Source organism: Segniliparus sp., from assembly GCF_051660745.1.
Lineage (GTDB): Bacteria > Actinomycetota > Actinomycetes > Mycobacteriales > Mycobacteriaceae > Segniliparus.
This window is the reverse complement of record NZ_JBOFQF010000017.1, coordinates 1-15,038: the sequence shown is the minus strand read 5'-3', so window position 1 is coordinate 15,038 and position 15,038 is coordinate 1. Positions and strand designations below refer to the sequence as shown.

Below are 15,038 nucleotides of genomic sequence, written 5' to 3'. Positions count from 1 at the left end.
CCGGATAGCCCCGCTCGCCTAGACACGTCAACCGTTCGAGGCGGGCTCCCGCGCCCTCGCTTGCGTCGGCGACCGACCAGTCCAGCGCCGGAACGCGCGGCCGAACTCTCTGGTGTCGGAGTACCCCAGCTCTTCCGCGATGCGATGGACCGGCAACGTCGTGCCGCGCAAAAGTTCGAGCGCCCGCTCGCCTCGGACTTCGTCGCGGAGCGCGGAGAAGCTCGAGCCTCGAGCGGCAAGCTGTCGCTGCAAAGTCCGCTCGGACATTTGCAGCTGCTTCGCGATCTGCGCCGAGCCCGACCGGCCCCGCATGTTCTGCGCGATTCGAGCGCGGACCATCGACACCACATCCGTGTCCGTCTCGTCCGCGTTGGCCTCCAGAACCCGCAACAGCGCCGCGAGCTCGACCGCGTTCTGCGTCCGCACAGGCTGCCCCAGCACGTCCAGCGGCGTGTACATCCTGTTCGCCGCCGCCCCGAAGGCAATCGGGCACTGGAAGAAGGCCCGATATCTGCCCGCGTAGGCAGGGGCCGGAAACGCGAACTCGATCCTCGACGGCTCGGAGCCGGGCGGCAGCCACGCGCGGCACAACGTCATGACGCAGGCGAACGTCTCCTCCACCAGGAACCTTTCGACACGCGGATTGGCGGCGCGCAGCTCCGCGCGGAGCGCGACCTCCGCCACCCCGGCCTCGACGAAGACATCGGTCAACGTCCCCGCCGCCCGGTAATGGCGAATGCCGACGTCGAGCGCCTCGCCGACAGTCGGGCAGGAGCGGAGCGCGAGGCCGAGCACGCCCCAAACGTCCTGGACGTCGCGAGACGCGACAGCGATGCCCATCGGCCCGTCGGGCAAAGACCGCAGAGCCCGCTCGATGATCGACTCCGCCTGACGGTATGACAGCAGCGCCCGGCCATGCCGGACGTCGACCGCGCGGATCCCAGTGCCCGCAAACCACCCTTCCGTGTTCGTCTGCAGGCGCTCGGCGATCTCCAACAGCCCGACGACGACGCTCCCCGGGATGTTCGCCTGGCGCAAACTCGGCTCACCGTTCATGCGACCACTCTGCCAGCCCCGCCGCCGCCACGAGCCGTGTGTGTGTCTTTCGCGCCATATGCGGGGGCATACCCGTCAACTTCGCTCTCGGGCGCCCCCGGCTGAGCACGCCGCTTTTATCGTGTCGTTGTGATCAATCCGACCAAGCGCGAGACCATCGTCGTCAGCGCCGACGGCACCCCCATCGCGGCGCAAGAGCACGGAGCTCCCCCGCAGGCAGCTCCTGCCCTGGTGCTGGTGCATGGGTATCCCAACACGCATGCCGTGTTCTCCCGGCTGCTGCCGCATCTGGTCGAGAAATACCGCGTCCTCACCTTTGACACGCGCGGCTCCGGCAACTCGGGCCATCCAGCGGCCGCGCAGATGTACCGCCTCGACAAGCTGGACCAAGACTTCGCCGCTGTGGCCGACGCGCTAGCCCCGGGGGAGAAGATCCACTACGTCGGGCACGACATCGGCGGCGTGATCGGCTGGGACTTGCTCGCGCACCCCCAGCACGCGCAGCGGATCGCGACGTTCACCACCTTCGGAGCGCCCTCCTTCGACATGTTCGGAACATGGTTCCGCAAGCGGATAGCAGTCCGAGACCAGCCCTTCGGGCTGCTCGACATCGTCAACCAGATGCTGCGGATCCCCGAATTCTGGGGTTTCCTGATCCCCGGAGTGAATAAACTGGCCTGGCAGACAGGTTTGTTCGAAGCGGCGGTCCGATGGTTCAACGCGATGTCCGGCGAGCCTCGGGAAACTCCCTACAGCCCCCAGGACGGGCACGCGCAGGGAAAGATCTACACCGCGAATTTCGGGGCTCGCGTCCTACGCCCCCGACGTTCGCCGCTCCCCTCGGACATCCCTGTCCAGAGCCTGGACGGGCTGTACGACCGGTTTTTCAGCAACAGCCTCCAGGCGGCCATGGATTTCTCCGGAGCGATCGTCGAGCACCATCCGTATCGGGGCGGCCACTGGGGCTTCACCACCTCCGAAGGCGCCGCCGAAGCCGCGCGGCGCATCGACCGCTTCGTCTCTCAGCACGTCGTTCTCGCACAGGAGGAACTATGACGACGAAGACCGTTCTCATCACCGGGGCGAGCCGAGGCATCGGACGTGCCGCAGCTCTGCGGTTCGCCCAGAACAGCTGGCACGTGCACGCGGGCGTGCGGTCGCCGGAAGCCGCCCGCGAACTCGCCGACGCAGCGGGCGGGCGTGTGCGGCCGGTCGTCCTGGACGTCGCGTCGGCGACCGACCTTGCCGCCCTCGCCTCGGCGTTGCCGGAACGCTTGGACGCGGTGGTGAACAACGCGGGAATCGTCGTCGACGGACCTGTCGAGCACCTCGCCGCCGAGGCCCTGCGGCAACAGTTCGAGGTGAACGTGGTCGGAGCCGTCCAAGTGACCCGCGCGGCGCTGCCCCTGCTCCGAGCCTCGTCCGGACGGGTCGTTTTCGTGTCGTCGGTGAGCGGTCGCGTCACCACCCCGTGGACGGGGGCGTACTGCGCGTCGAAATACGCGCTGGAGGCGGTCGCCGACGCCTTGCGGATCGAACTGCGCCCCTGGCGGATAGGGGTCTCCTTGGTCGAGCCCACCGCCACCGCGACCGACCTATGGGCGAATTCGACCACGATGATCGACGAGACCGAGGCCGCCATGGAGCCGGGCCTCCGTGAGCTCTACACCAGCCATATCGCGGGCATGCGGCGCTCTGCCGCGCTGATCCAGCGCTTCGCCGTGTCGACGGACCACGTCGCTGCCGCCATCGAGAAGGCGTTGACCGACCAGCGCCCGCGAGCGCGCTATCCGGTCGGACTCCAAGCCCGCGCGCTTGTCTGGTCCCTGCCTCTCGTCCCGACCCGTCTGGCCGACACGCTGGTCGCACGGCTCTCCGGGGTCCCGAGCGCGGTGGGACGGCTATGACCGCCCGCGTCCACGCTTTCTGCGACGACGCCCTCGGGAACCTCGACGCGACTGGAATCGCCGAACGGATCCGTCGTGGCGACATCAGCCGGGCCGAGGCCGTCGCGGCCTCGATCGAGCGAGTCCAGAGAGTCGATCCGGAGCTCGCCGCGATACGGACAGCCGACTTCGACCGGGCCCTGCGCCAGGCCTCCCGTCCCCACGGCCCGAACGGCCCGTTCTCGGGCGTCCCCACCGTGGTGAAGGAGAACGTCGCGGCAGAAGGATTGCCCCGCCTACTCGGGTCGGCGGCAATCGACCCTGCTCCGCTCCGGCGAGACCTCGCCCCGGCCGCGCAATGGCGCGCCCAGGGCTTCGTCATCCTCGGCACGTCGACGATGCCAGAGCTCGCGCTCACCGCGAGCACGGAGTTCGCGGACGGCAGGCCGCCCACCAAGAACCCTTGGGACACGGAGTTCACCGCGAGCGGTTCGAGCGGCGGGTCGGCCGCGCTGGTGGCGAGCGGCGCGACGCCGATCGCGCATGGCAACGACGGCGGCGGATCGATCCGCATTCCAGCGGCAGTCAACGGGCTGGTCGGGCTCAAGCCGAGCCGGGGCAGGCTGCTCGACCAGCCAGGCGTGCGGGCGCTGCCCATCAACATCATGAGCGAAGGCGCGTTGGCCCGCTCCGTTCGCGACGCCGCCGCGCATCTCGCCGCCGCCGAGCGCTACCGCCGGAATCCAGCGCTCCCGCCAGTCGGCCATGTCCGAGGCCCGGGCGGACCGCTGCGGATCGGGGTGCTCACCGAGACGATCACCCCTGCGGGGGTCGCGCCCGAATTGGCAGCGGCAACCCACGAGGTCGCGACGCTGCTGGAGCACAGCGGCCATCGGGCCGAGGCCGTCACGACGGCGCAGCTCGGCATCACCGAGCAGTTCATCGCGGACTTCCTCTTGTACTGGCATTTCGTCGGCGGCGCCGCCCTCGTCGCGACAGCGCTGGACAGCCCGACCAGATTCCATCCGCGCAAGCTCGACCCGGTGACCAAGCAGTTCGCCCGCAGAGGGGCGCGCTCCCCGCGCCGAGTCCTCGCCGCGATCCGCAGGCTGCGGTCGGTCAAGCGGATGTACGAAGCGATCTTCCGCGAGCACGACGTGGTGCTCTCGCCCACCTTGGCCCAGCACACGCCCCGCCTGGGGCATCTGGACCCCAACCTCCCGTTCGACCAGTTCCTCGCCCGGACCATCGACTTCGCGGGGTTCACCCCGCTGAACAATGTCAGCGGCGGGCCCGCGATCTCGATTCCGGCGGGACTGGACTCGAACGGGCTCCCGATCGGCGTGCACTTCTCCGCGCCGATCGGCGCGGAGGCACGCCTGCTCCAGATCGCGTACGAGGTCGAGGCGGCGCGCCCTTTCCCGAAGATCTGCTCGCGAGCCCCCGAACGGACGAACTAGGCCCCGAGCTCTCGGCTATCCCTCCACGACCAGCGGAGCCGGATCCGACTCCAGGACCGCCATCGCGACGGCGACGTCGCCGTCGTGGCTGAGCGACACATGGACATGGACCTCGCCGAGGTGCGCGGCGAGCACCGAGCCGAGCCGGACCGACGGGCGGCCCCAGGCGTCGGTGACCACCTCCACCTCGCGGGGCGAGAGGTTCGGCTCCTTCGGCGAGCGGCCGAACCGGCTCGCCGACCACGCCTTCACCACAGCCTCTTTCACCGCCCACCGGCCCGCGTAATGGCGGGCCGGGTCCTGGCGGCGGTCCACGTCGTTGCGCTCGCCAGGGGTGAAATTGCGCAACATGACGGTGCCCGGCCGGGCCAGCTGCTCGGCGAACGCGGACACGACGACCACGTCCACGCCGATCCCGAGGATCGCCACGGGGCTATGCCTCGTAGTGGCCGGAGGCGGCCAACCGGTAGGCGGGGTCGAGGAGCACCTTCATCTCGGAGGCTTCCTCGGCCTTGTGGCCCTCGCCGTCGAGCCTGCGGTCGTCCGGACGCGAGTAGGCGGGCTCGCCGCCGTACATCGCCTCCTGCAGGCGGCGCTGGCCCGCGATCCGGCGCTCGTTCGCGCGGCGCAGGTAGTCGCCCCGCTGCTCGTCGGACAGGGCCGCGAGGAACGCGTCCGAATGCACCACCAGGATGAGCCCCGACACGTGCCCGAAGCCAAGCGAGGTCACCACGCCCGCCTTGAGCGGGAAGCTCCCGCCGAAGGCCAGCGGCTCCTTGAGCCACACCAGGTGCTCGTGCTCGGCCATCACCTCGTCCACGCAGTCCAGGCTCCGGTTCGCCGGGACCCGCCCGGAGGCGAGCACCTGGCACAAGCCGATCGTCTGGAATGCCGCCGCGCCGCCCTTCGAGTGCCCGGTGAGGCTCTTCTGGGAGATCACGAACAACGGGGCGCCGTCGGTGCGGCCAAGGGCTTCGGCGAGCCGCTCGTGCAGGTTCGCCTCGTTCGGGTCGTTCGCGAGCGTGGAGGTGTCGTGCTTGGACACCACGGACACATCGTCCGCGCCGAGCCCGAACTTCTGCAGCGAAGCCGCGAGCTGCGAGCTCCGTCCGCCGAGGCCCGCCGCGAGCGCGCCGATGCCAGGAGCGGGGATCGAGGTGTGCACGCCGTCGCCGAAGGACTGCGCATAGCCGACCACGCCGAGCACCGGGAGGCCGAGCTGCTGCGCGATGTCGCCACGGGCGAGCAGGATCGTCCCGCCGCCCTGCGAGTCCACGAACCCGGCGCGCCTGCGGTCGTTCGCCCGCGAGGAGCGCTGGACGCTGATCCCTTGCTCGGTCAACGCGAGGAGGTCCGCCGTCGCGGACATCTCCGCGAAGCCGAGCACCTCCTGCAGGCTCATGTCGTCGTAGCCGCCCGCCACCGCGAAGAGCGCCTTGCCGAGGGTGATCTTGTCGACGCCCTCCTCGATGGACACGGCGGTCGTCGCGCATGCGGCGACCGGGTGCACCATCGCGCCGTAGCTGCCCACATAGGACTGCACCACATGCGCGGCGACCACGTTCGGCAACGTCTCCTGCAGGATGTCGTTCTGGTCCGGCGACCCCTTGAACAGGAAGTCGTGGTACATCCGCAGGAGCGAGGTCACCCCGCCCATGCCGACACCCTGGACGCTGGCCACCTGCGTCGGGTGCACCGAGGCCAGGAGCTCCGCCGGGCTGAAGCCCGAGGACAGGAACGCGTCGACCGTCGCGACCAGGTTCCACAGCGCCAGGCGGTCGGTGACCGCGAGCATCTCGCGGGGCACGCCCCACGCGGTCGGGTCGAAACCGTCCGGGACCTGTCCGGCCGCGGTCCGCGTCATGACGACTTTGCGCGGCACCCGGATCTGGGTGCCCTCCTTGCGGGTGACCTTCCAGTCCGAGCCTGCTTGCGCGATCACGGTCCGCTCGGGGTCCGCGTCCGCGAACGCCCGCGCCTCCGCCTCGCTCGACACGACGAAGGTGAGGTCCTCGGTGAGGAACACCTCGGCGTGCAGCGGACGGCTAGTGCTGTCGCCCTCGACAAGGGTCTGCGTCGTGAGGAGCCGGATGCCGCTGTGCTCGAGCACCTGCTCGCGGTAGCGGGATGCGATCTCCTCCTCGCGGACCAGTTCGCCGCTCTCGCTGTCGTACCAGGCAGGCTCCGGGTCGCGCTGCCAGGTCACGAGGCCGGTCACCCAGGCGAGTTCGAGCACGCCTGCGGCCGAGAGGTCGCCGGTCACCTCGACTTCCCACCGCGTGCGCGAGGAGCCGTACGGGCCGACCTCGCCCGCGCCGACGATGACCACGAGGTCCTTCGGGGCGACGTCCAGGCTCGGCCAGGCGAAGCCCGCCGTGTCGGCCAACCGCGCCGGGGACGGCAGGGCCAGGATGGTCTCCGGCCCGTCCGCCTCCGGCTCCTTGGCCAGAGCGGCCTTCTCGACCTGCTCGGCGAGGGCGGCCATGTCCAGCCGGACTCCGGCGAGCCCGCCTGTGAGGTCCTTGGCCAACGGGGCGGACCCGGCGATGGCGCGAGCCTCCACCGTGCAGAGGCGCAGCAGCTCCTCGGCCATCTCGTCCGTGGAGAAGGTCCGCACGCCTTCCTGCTCGACCGTCTCGACCACCGCGTCGTTGCCGCCCATCAGGCCGGTGCCGCGCACCCACCCGATGATGGCGTGCGCGAGGGTGACCCGCTTGGTCCAGGTCTTCTCGGCCTCCCAGCGGGAGACCAGCGCGTCGAGCGCGGCCTTGGACTCGCCGTACGCGCCGTCGCCGCCGAAGAGCCCCCGGTTCGGCGAGCCCGGCAGCACCACGTGCAGCCGCGCGCCGAGGTCGAAGCTTCCGGTCTTGGCCGCGATGCCGCCGATGAGCCGTTCTGCCGCCCAGAGCAGCACCTTCATCTCCAACTCCGCCCGAGGCCCGGCGTCCGCGAGGTCGCCGACGACCCTCGGGGCCGCGAACGGGAAGAGCAGCGTCGGGGTCAGCGCGGGCTTGACGACGTCCTTGACGCCGCCAAGGTTGCGGGTCTGCTCGGTGGCAATCCAGTCGACCAGCGCGTCCACGTCCTGGTAGGAGGCCATGTTCGCGGGAACGGCCCACAAGGCCGCGCCTGCCCGGGCGTGCTCCTGGTAGAGCTTGCGATAGTACGCGAGACGCTCTTCGGACAGCGAGGAGGTCGTCGCCACCACGGTCGCGCCGCCTGCCAAGAGCCGGGCCACGACCGCCGTGGCGATCGAGCCCTTGCCCGCGCCGGTCACGACCGCGACATCGCCAGACCACTCGCCCTCGGCCTCGTCGCGCGCGGCCGCCGCATACGCCGAGTACGCCTTCGCGAGCTCCGCCTTGCCTTCGGCTTCGGCGCGGCGCGACCACCAGTCGGCCTGGCGCGCCACGGCCTCGCCCGCTCCGGCGAACCGCTCGGCGGGGACCGCGGAACCAGTCGTCCAAATCCGCGCCAGCACTTCCCGCAGGCCCGCCCACGCGTCGTCGAGCAGCACCGCTCTGCGGGCCTCGAAGGCAGGCGTGACCACGCGCGCCCAGTCCGACCCGAGCTCGGCCGTGACGAGCTCGGCGAGCTCGCTGTCCACGTCCGCAACAGGCGCGGGGGCCTCTTCGGCATGTCCGAGCCTGGCGAGCACGAGCTTCGCGGCGGCGGCGAGCACGCCGTCCGGGCCGGTGATGTGCTCGGTGAGCTCGGCGAGCACCGAGGCGTCCACCGTGCCGCCTGCGCCGCCGCCCTTCGCGGGCAGGGCGACCGCGACGCCGTTGGCGGCGCCGACCGACGCGACCGCGGCGTCCACGAGCGCGTCGACGGCGCCCGCGTTGGCCGGGACCTCGAGGACTGCGAGCTGCCCGTCGCGGACGCTCGCGCCGTCCCTGGTGCCGAGCGCGATGGCGACCAGCACATGCTGGCCCCACCCCGCGCCGAGCTCCCAGACGTCCTTGACCCGCTCCAGCACGTGGCTGGCGCGCTTGCCGGTCGGTCCGAGCACCTTGCGCACCTGGTCGTTCACCGCGTCGGTGAGCACCGGGCCGTACGGCTTGTACGTGCGGGCCAGCTTGCTCACCGTGCCCTTCAGGGCAGGCAGGTCGGCCTCCGAGGCTCCATCGATGGCGCCGAGGTTGAGCTCGGCCCCGAGGTCGAGGAGCAGCTGGTTGCGCCGGGACGACGCGCCCTCGCAGAGCGACTCGATGCTGTCGGCTGGCGTGAGCTGGTCCGGGCGCAGCTTCACGGACAGCGCGATGAGCGCGACCGACGCGTCCGCCGCCGTGAACGCGATGTCGTCGGGCCTCGGGCCTGCCGACACCGCAGGCGCAGGGGCGGCCGCGACGGGAGCAGGGGCCTCGGCGGCGGGCGCGGCCTCGGCCGCAGGCGTGGGGGCACCTCCCGCTTGCGGGGAATCTTCGACCTCGGGCTCCTCCTCCACCGGCTCGTCCGTGCTGGTCACCAGCGCCCAGTCGCGCTCGATGTTGAACGTCTCGACCCGAGCGCCCGCGAACAGGTCGAGCTTGAGGGTGTTGCGGGCCATGTTCGCCACAGTCGGCGCGTTGCCGACCCCGATCTCCACGAACCGCTCGACCTGCAGGCCGCCCGCGAGCACCGGGGAGAACAGGAGGTCCTGGGTCTCGATCCACCGCACCGGGCTCGCGAACTGCCACGCGAGCAGCTCCACCACCAGGCGGGAGACCAGCCTGCGGGGCTGCGAGCTCCAGATCGTCCAGTCGTGCAGGATCTCCTGGATCGGCTCGGACGGCACCACCTCGGCGATCGACTCGACGAAGTCGCGCTCCAGGCTGAAGACCCGCGCCACGAGGTTCGGGATGTACTTGCCCACGACGAGCGCGGGGTCGCCCTCCTCCGGGATGATCTGCAAGAGGACCTCGCGGAACTCCGGCACCCCCGGACGCAGCAGCGTCGAGTGGAACGGCACGTCCACGCCGGGCACCCGGATGAACGACGACTTGCCGCCCACTTCGGCCTGCAGCCGCTTGCACTCCTTCTCGAGGAACTTGATCCCGGCGACCGTGCCCGCGATGGCGTACTGCGTGCCGCGCAGGTTGTAGTTCACGATCTGCAGGAACTCGCCGCTGCGCTGGGAGAGGCCTTCGAGCCAGTCGAACACCTCGTCGTCGGCGAGGCCGAGGTGGACCGGGCGGATCGCCGCCATCTGGTAGTTCGAGCGGCCCTCCGCGTCGCGGGGCAGGAAGTGGTTCATCGTCATGCCGCGCTTGTAGACCACCGCGAGCACGCCCTCGAGCGGGAGCAGGCTCGCGATCGCGGCGATCGCGTTGTACTCGCCGACCGAGTGGCCGCAGAGGATCGCGTCCTCGACGTATGCTCCGGACTCCTTGAACTCCTCGACCTGCGCGAGCGCCGTGGTGGCCATCGCGACCTGGGTGAACTGGGTCAGATGCAGGACGCCTTCGGGATGGTCGTAGCGCACCCCGTCCACCACGATGGAGGTCGGGTTGTCCCGGACCACGCCGAGGATCGAGAAGCCGAGGCTCTCCTTGGTGAACTTGTCGGCCCGGTCCCAGATCTTCCGCGCGGCCTTGGAGCGGCCTCGGGACGTGAGGCCCATGCCCTTGGCCTGGATGCCCTGGCCGGGGAAGGCGTACACCGTCTTCGGCGGGGCCAGGCGCGTCGAAGCGGCCATGACCAGCTCGCCGTCGAGACGGCAAGTCACCTCGATCAGCTCGCCGCCGTGGTCGACTCCGACCCGGTCGACCCGCACCGACACCGGGGACTCCGGGTACACCATGCCGAGGAAACGCGTGGTCCAGCCGACGATCCGGCGCGGAGCTGGCTGGCCTTCGCGCATGTCGACGGCGGCGACCACTTGCTGCGCGGCGGCCGAGAGCCACATGCCGTGCACGATCGGCATCGGCAGGCCCGCGAGCTTCGCCGCGACAAGGCTCGTGTGGATCGGGTTGTGGTCGCCGGAGACCTGCGCGAACGCCCTGAGGTCGGACGGCGCGACGATCACGGCCTCGCGCCGCTTGGCGCGAGTGGTGTCCACCGCCTCGTCGGTGACCGAGCCGCCCGCGCGGACCGGGTCCTCGAGCTCCGCGTCGCCGACGCGGCCCCGGATCGCGAAGCGCTCCACGAGCTCGGCGACCGCGCGGCCGCTCTGCGCGTCGACGATCGACACGTCGACCGCGACGACCCTGCCGAGCCCGGTGTCCGCCACCTCGCCCAGCTTCGCGGTGATCGAGAACGTCGTCTCCCAGGACGGGATCTCGCCCGCGAGCTTCACCGCGTGGTCGAGGTGCACCAGGTCGAGCAATCCTTCGACCACGGCTTTCCCGTCGGGGGTCTTCGCCGAGCCGAGCACCGCGAAGACCGCGGGCCAGGAGAGGCCGACGACCGCGTCCGGCACGACTTTGCCGAGGTACGGGATCGTCGCGGGCTGCAACGGCTTGGGCAGCGTGACCGCCGTGACCCCGGCGTGGTCGGCAGGCAGGTTCGGGGTCCACGCCGTGCTGATCGTCGTGGCTCCGTCCGTCACCGGGGGCAGCTCGCCCCCGGCGAGGACCTGGAGCAGGCCGGTCATCGCGCTCGCGGCGTCCTCGTCGGTGAACACCGGAACGCCGCCGGTGGCCGCCGAGCCGGGCACCGCGAAGCGCAGCGCGAGCAGCTGGTCGTTCACCGGGATGGACAACGTGACCCGGTCGGCCTCGGTGAGGACGACGGTCGCCCCGGTGGCCTGGTGCTCCAGCAGGTGCGGCTCGACCTGCTGCCAAGCGTCCAGGTCGCCGAGCCGGTGGACCGGGTTCGTCGTGAGGCGCTCCGCCCACAGCACGTCCGGGGCGGCCAAGAACACGCCGAGCGCCCCGGCGAACGCGGCTTCGCGCCGAGCGGGCACGTCTTTCGCCTGCGCGCCCGCCGCGACGAGCTCGTCGACCGCGGCTTTCTCGAACCGGTCGAGCAATTCGCCGACCGGCTCGTCCAGTCTCGTGATGCCCGCGACCGCCACCGGGCCGGGGATGACGCACACCTGGTCCGCCGTGTAGCGGGGGTCGTGCGCCTGCCACAGCGAGTCGCTGCGCCACCAGCGGCGCACGTCTTTGTCGACGACCGGCACGAAGCAGACCGGCTTGCCGAACTGCTTGCAGAGCGAGACGAAGAACGCGACGTCGCCGGGGTGCAGGACCGTCTGGGCGAAGTCCGGGTACGCCTGGGCGAGCCGGGCGATCGCGCCCTGCCCGTCGGCGACGGAATCCACGTCCGGGAACAGCGTCTCGATCTCGCCCTCGTCCGACTCGCTGAGCCGGGCCTCGGCGCGGCGCGCCATCGAGAGGAACCGCTCCTGCCAGGTGACGTCGAGCCATTTCTCGGACTGATGGCCGGTCGGCGAGGTGTCGCCCGCGTCGGAGATCTCCACGTACCGTTCGAGCCATTCGCGATACGTCATCGCGGCCACGTCGCCGAAGTACGGCTTCGCCGTCTTGTTGAGCGCCTCGATGATCTCGCCCTTGCGCTTGGCGACCGCTTCTTCGTCGCCCGCGACCTCGTCGAGCAGCCTGCCGCACCGCGAGGCGGAGTTGTCGATCTCGTGGATGTCCGCGCCGAGCTGGCTGCGCCCCGAGGCCATGCCGCCGGACTCGCCGCCCGCGGGGATCCAGTCAGGCGATCCGGTCGTCTCGACCAGGAGCCGCTTCACGTCGGGCGACGTGGTCGCCTCCAAGGCCGCCATCGCCGCCGTGCCGACGAGGATGCCGTCCACCGGCATCTTCGGGTAGCCGAGCTGCTCGGACCACACACCGGTCAAGTACTCGGCCGCGCGCTCGGCGGTGCCGATCCCGCCGCCGACGCAGATGACGAGGTTCGACTGCTTGCGCAGCTCGTGGTAGGTGGCGATCAGCAGGTCGTCGAGGTCTTCCCACGAGTGGTGGCCGCCAGCCCGGCCGCCCTCGATGTGGGCGATGATCTTCTGGTCGGGCCCGGCTTCTTTCGCGATCCGGATCACCGCCTTGATCTGGTCGACCGTGCCGGGCTTGAAGGCGATGTAGGAGAAGCCGATGTCGCGCAGCTCTTCGATGAGCTCGAGCGCCTCGGGGAGGTCGGGGATGCCCGCCGTGACGATCAGGCCGTCGAAGGGCGCGCCCGTCGAGCGGGCCTTCGGCACGATGCGCTTGCCGCTGACCTGGAGCTTCCACAAGTAGGGGTCGAGGAACAGCGAGTTGAACTGCACGGCGCGACCAGGTTCGAGCAGCCCCTTGAGCTTCTCGACGTGCTCCGCGAAGATCTGCTCGGTGACCTGGCCGCCGCCCGCGAGCTCCGCCCAGTGCCCGGCATTGGCCGCCGCCGCCACGATCTGCGGGTCGACGGTGGTCGGGGTCATGCCCGCGAGCAGGATCGGCGAACGCCCGGTGAGCTTGGTGAACGCGGTCTGCGCGGCGAGTTTGCCGCCCGGCAGGCGCACCAGCTCAGGGGTGAAGTCCGTCCACGGCTTCGGCAGCTCCGGGGCCTCGCCCCTGGTGAAGAGCGCGCGCTGCCCGTCCCGTGTGGCGACCGAGACCAGGCCGATGCCCTCACCGCGCACCACGGGCGCGGTGAGGCGGGCCAGCATGTCGCCGGGGCCCACGTCGAGGATCCAGCGCGCGCCCGACTCGACGATGCCCTCGACCTGGCTCACCCAGTCGACCTGCTCGACCAGGATCTTTTGCGTGAAGTGCCTGGCGAGGTCCACATCCAAGCCGCATCGGGCGGCCCAACCGCCGACCAGGTCGACCGTCGGGGCCAGGTGGGGGTGGTGGAAGCCGACGGACGCGTGCACCGCGTCGAACCCGGGCTCGAAGACCGAGCCGCCGCGCAACTTCTTCTTGCGCTCCTCGACCTGCTTCTCGGCGATGCTGTTGGCGTACGCCTGGAACGCGCGCAGACGCAGCGGGTTGCCCGAGAGGGTCACCGAGCGCCGCCCGTTGCGCAGCGCGAGGACGGGGTCGCCGGGGTGGTTGTGGATCGCGTGGAACTCTTCGACCAGGCCTCGGATGAACTCGGGCTCGACGTTCTTCACAGAAAGGAGCGAGGGGGCCTGCGCCGAGCCGAGCAGCCCGTTGCGCCGCGCCACGAGCGAAGCAGCCGCGCCGAGGAGCTGGGTGATCGCCAACAGCTGGGTGTCCTCGTCGCCGCCGCGCTTCGCCGCCTCGGCCGCGACGATGCCCAGGGAATGCCCCTCGAAGACGACCGGGCGGTGGTTCTTCCAGTCGAGCCCGAGCGCGGTGAGGGCGTGCAGGGCCAGCACTTGGCCGAAGAGGACGCCGGGGCCGGAGACGGCCGGGGGCAGCACCAGCGACTCCGCGGGCGGCTCTTCCCAGTCCATCCACTCCAACGGCTCGAAACCGTATGGCCGGGCCACGGACAGCTCGTCGTACACGGGGCGCACCAGAGCGGCCGACTCGGCGAGCAGCCACTGGGCGTGCCCCTCCAGGCCTGCGCTGCGGATCAGCTCGCCGAGCGGGGCGAGCCACGAGACGCCTTGGCCGCCGAACGCGAGCGCGTAGGGCTCCCCCGCGATGAGCCGCTCCGCAAGACTGGAGTGCGCGGCCTCGCGTCCGCCCGATTCCGCCCGGCCCAATTCGCTTTCATGTGTGGTCACGAGCACGCTCCTTCATTCTTGATGACCCGCTCACGCACAGCGCGGGGTGTTCTCGATCTAGACATCTTAAGAGATTTCCAAGAAATCTTAGAATACCTTCATAGAGTGTCGCCGAGCGGCTCCCGGTTCCGAGCTTAGGGGAATCGCGAATGAGACGCCCGGGCCACGCGGGGCGGGTCGGAATATGCGACGAATTGTTAGAGTGGACACGAGGCCCGCCATCCACCAGGCCTTGCATGTCCGCACAGCCACATGCCCCAGCGCACATGAAGGCATTCCCACTATGAATAATATTTCCCCCTTTGTCGGAAGGCTGGTCTTGGCGGCGCTCGCGCTCTCCCCTGCGGCGTGTTCGACTTCCGGCCCCACCGCCGCGGCCCCCACGTCCCAAGCCGCGCAGCACAATCAGGCGGATGTGGACTTTGTCACAGGCATGGCGCAGCACCACCAGCAGGCGTTGGACCTCGCCGCATTAGTCCCGGACCGCAGCCAGAACGAGGACGTGAAAGCCATCGCGGCCAAAATCCACGACGAGCAGGCTCCAGAGATCGACCAGTTCCACAAGTTCGAGCGCGAATTCGGGGCGCGGCCCTCGGCTTCCATGGATATGCCCGGCATGTCGGGCGACATGGGCGGCATGGAGATGGGCGGCGCGGACGGCATGGTCTCCGAGAAAGACGTCGAGCAGCTGCGCGGCCTGAGCGGCTCGAAGTTCGACAAGAAATGGATCGGGCTCATGGCCGAGCACCACGACGGCGCGGTGAAGATGGCCCAGAACGAGCTGGCCAAGGGGCAGAGCCCCGAGGCGAAGCAGATCGCGCAGAACATCGTCACAGCTCAGACCGCCGAAGTCGCCGAGCTCGGGGCGCTTCTGGCGAAAATCTCCGCCGACAACTGATCCACCCGGATCCAGAATGTGATCCACTACACTGGCGTTCATGCGACAGACCCACACGGTGTTCAACCAAGCGCCCCCGCTCATCGGCTGGAGCCTCGCCGAGCACCCCGTGCTCG

Annotated in this window: 7 protein-coding genes; 4 read left to right on the top strand and 3 right to left on the bottom strand. The window is 70.3% G+C overall.

From position 1 onward, the window contains the following. Positions 1–27: 27 nt before the first annotated feature. Positions 28–1,056, bottom strand: coding sequence for an AraC family transcriptional regulator (locus ACRC20_RS04425; protein WP_438685134.1), 1,029 nt, complete (start codon positions 1,054–1,056; stop codon positions 28–30). A gap of 129 nt (positions 1,057–1,185) precedes the next feature. Here ACRC20_RS04425 and ACRC20_RS04420 point away from each other — a divergent pair, with 129 nt between their 5' ends. The 3 genes from ACRC20_RS04420 to ACRC20_RS04410 are packed head-to-tail and all read left to right on the top strand — an operon-like array spanning position 1,186 to position 4,402. Then, entirely contained in the window at positions 1,186–2,112 is a 927-nt protein-coding gene (locus ACRC20_RS04420; RefSeq protein ID WP_438685133.1) for an alpha/beta fold hydrolase, read from the top strand. Continuing rightward, a complete protein-coding gene (locus ACRC20_RS04415) occupies positions 2,109–2,963 on the top strand; it encodes an SDR family oxidoreductase (protein ID WP_438685132.1) in 855 nt (284 codons plus the stop codon). The genes ACRC20_RS04420 and ACRC20_RS04415 overlap by 4 nt, the downstream gene beginning before the upstream one ends. Beyond that, positions 2,960–4,402 (top strand): amidase, encoded by a 1,443-nt coding sequence (locus tag ACRC20_RS04410; RefSeq protein WP_438685131.1) that lies wholly within the window; start codon positions 2,960–2,962, stop codon positions 4,400–4,402. Before ACRC20_RS04415 ends, ACRC20_RS04410 begins: the two co-directional genes overlap by 4 nt. Before the next feature lie 15 nt (positions 4,403–4,417). Here ACRC20_RS04410 and acpS read toward each other — a convergent pair whose 3' ends face one another. Further along, positions 4,418–4,831, bottom strand: coding sequence for a holo-ACP synthase AcpS (gene acpS / locus ACRC20_RS04405; RefSeq protein WP_438685130.1), 414 nt, complete (start codon positions 4,829–4,831; stop codon positions 4,418–4,420). 4 nt (positions 4,832–4,835) lie between these two features. Then, complete coding sequence (locus ACRC20_RS04400; RefSeq protein ID WP_438685129.1) at positions 4,836–14,024, bottom strand: fatty acid synthase subunit beta domain-containing protein; 9,189 nt, start codon at positions 14,022–14,024, stop codon at positions 4,836–4,838. Between the two features lie 283 nt (positions 14,025–14,307). On the opposite strand from ACRC20_RS04400, the gene ACRC20_RS04395 reads away from it, so the two are divergent. Beyond that, the gene (locus tag ACRC20_RS04395; RefSeq protein WP_438685128.1) at positions 14,308–14,922 is read left to right on the top strand and encodes a DUF305 domain-containing protein; all 615 of its coding nucleotides are present in this window, start codon (positions 14,308–14,310) and stop codon (positions 14,920–14,922) included. Positions 14,923–15,038 lie beyond the last annotated feature (116 nt).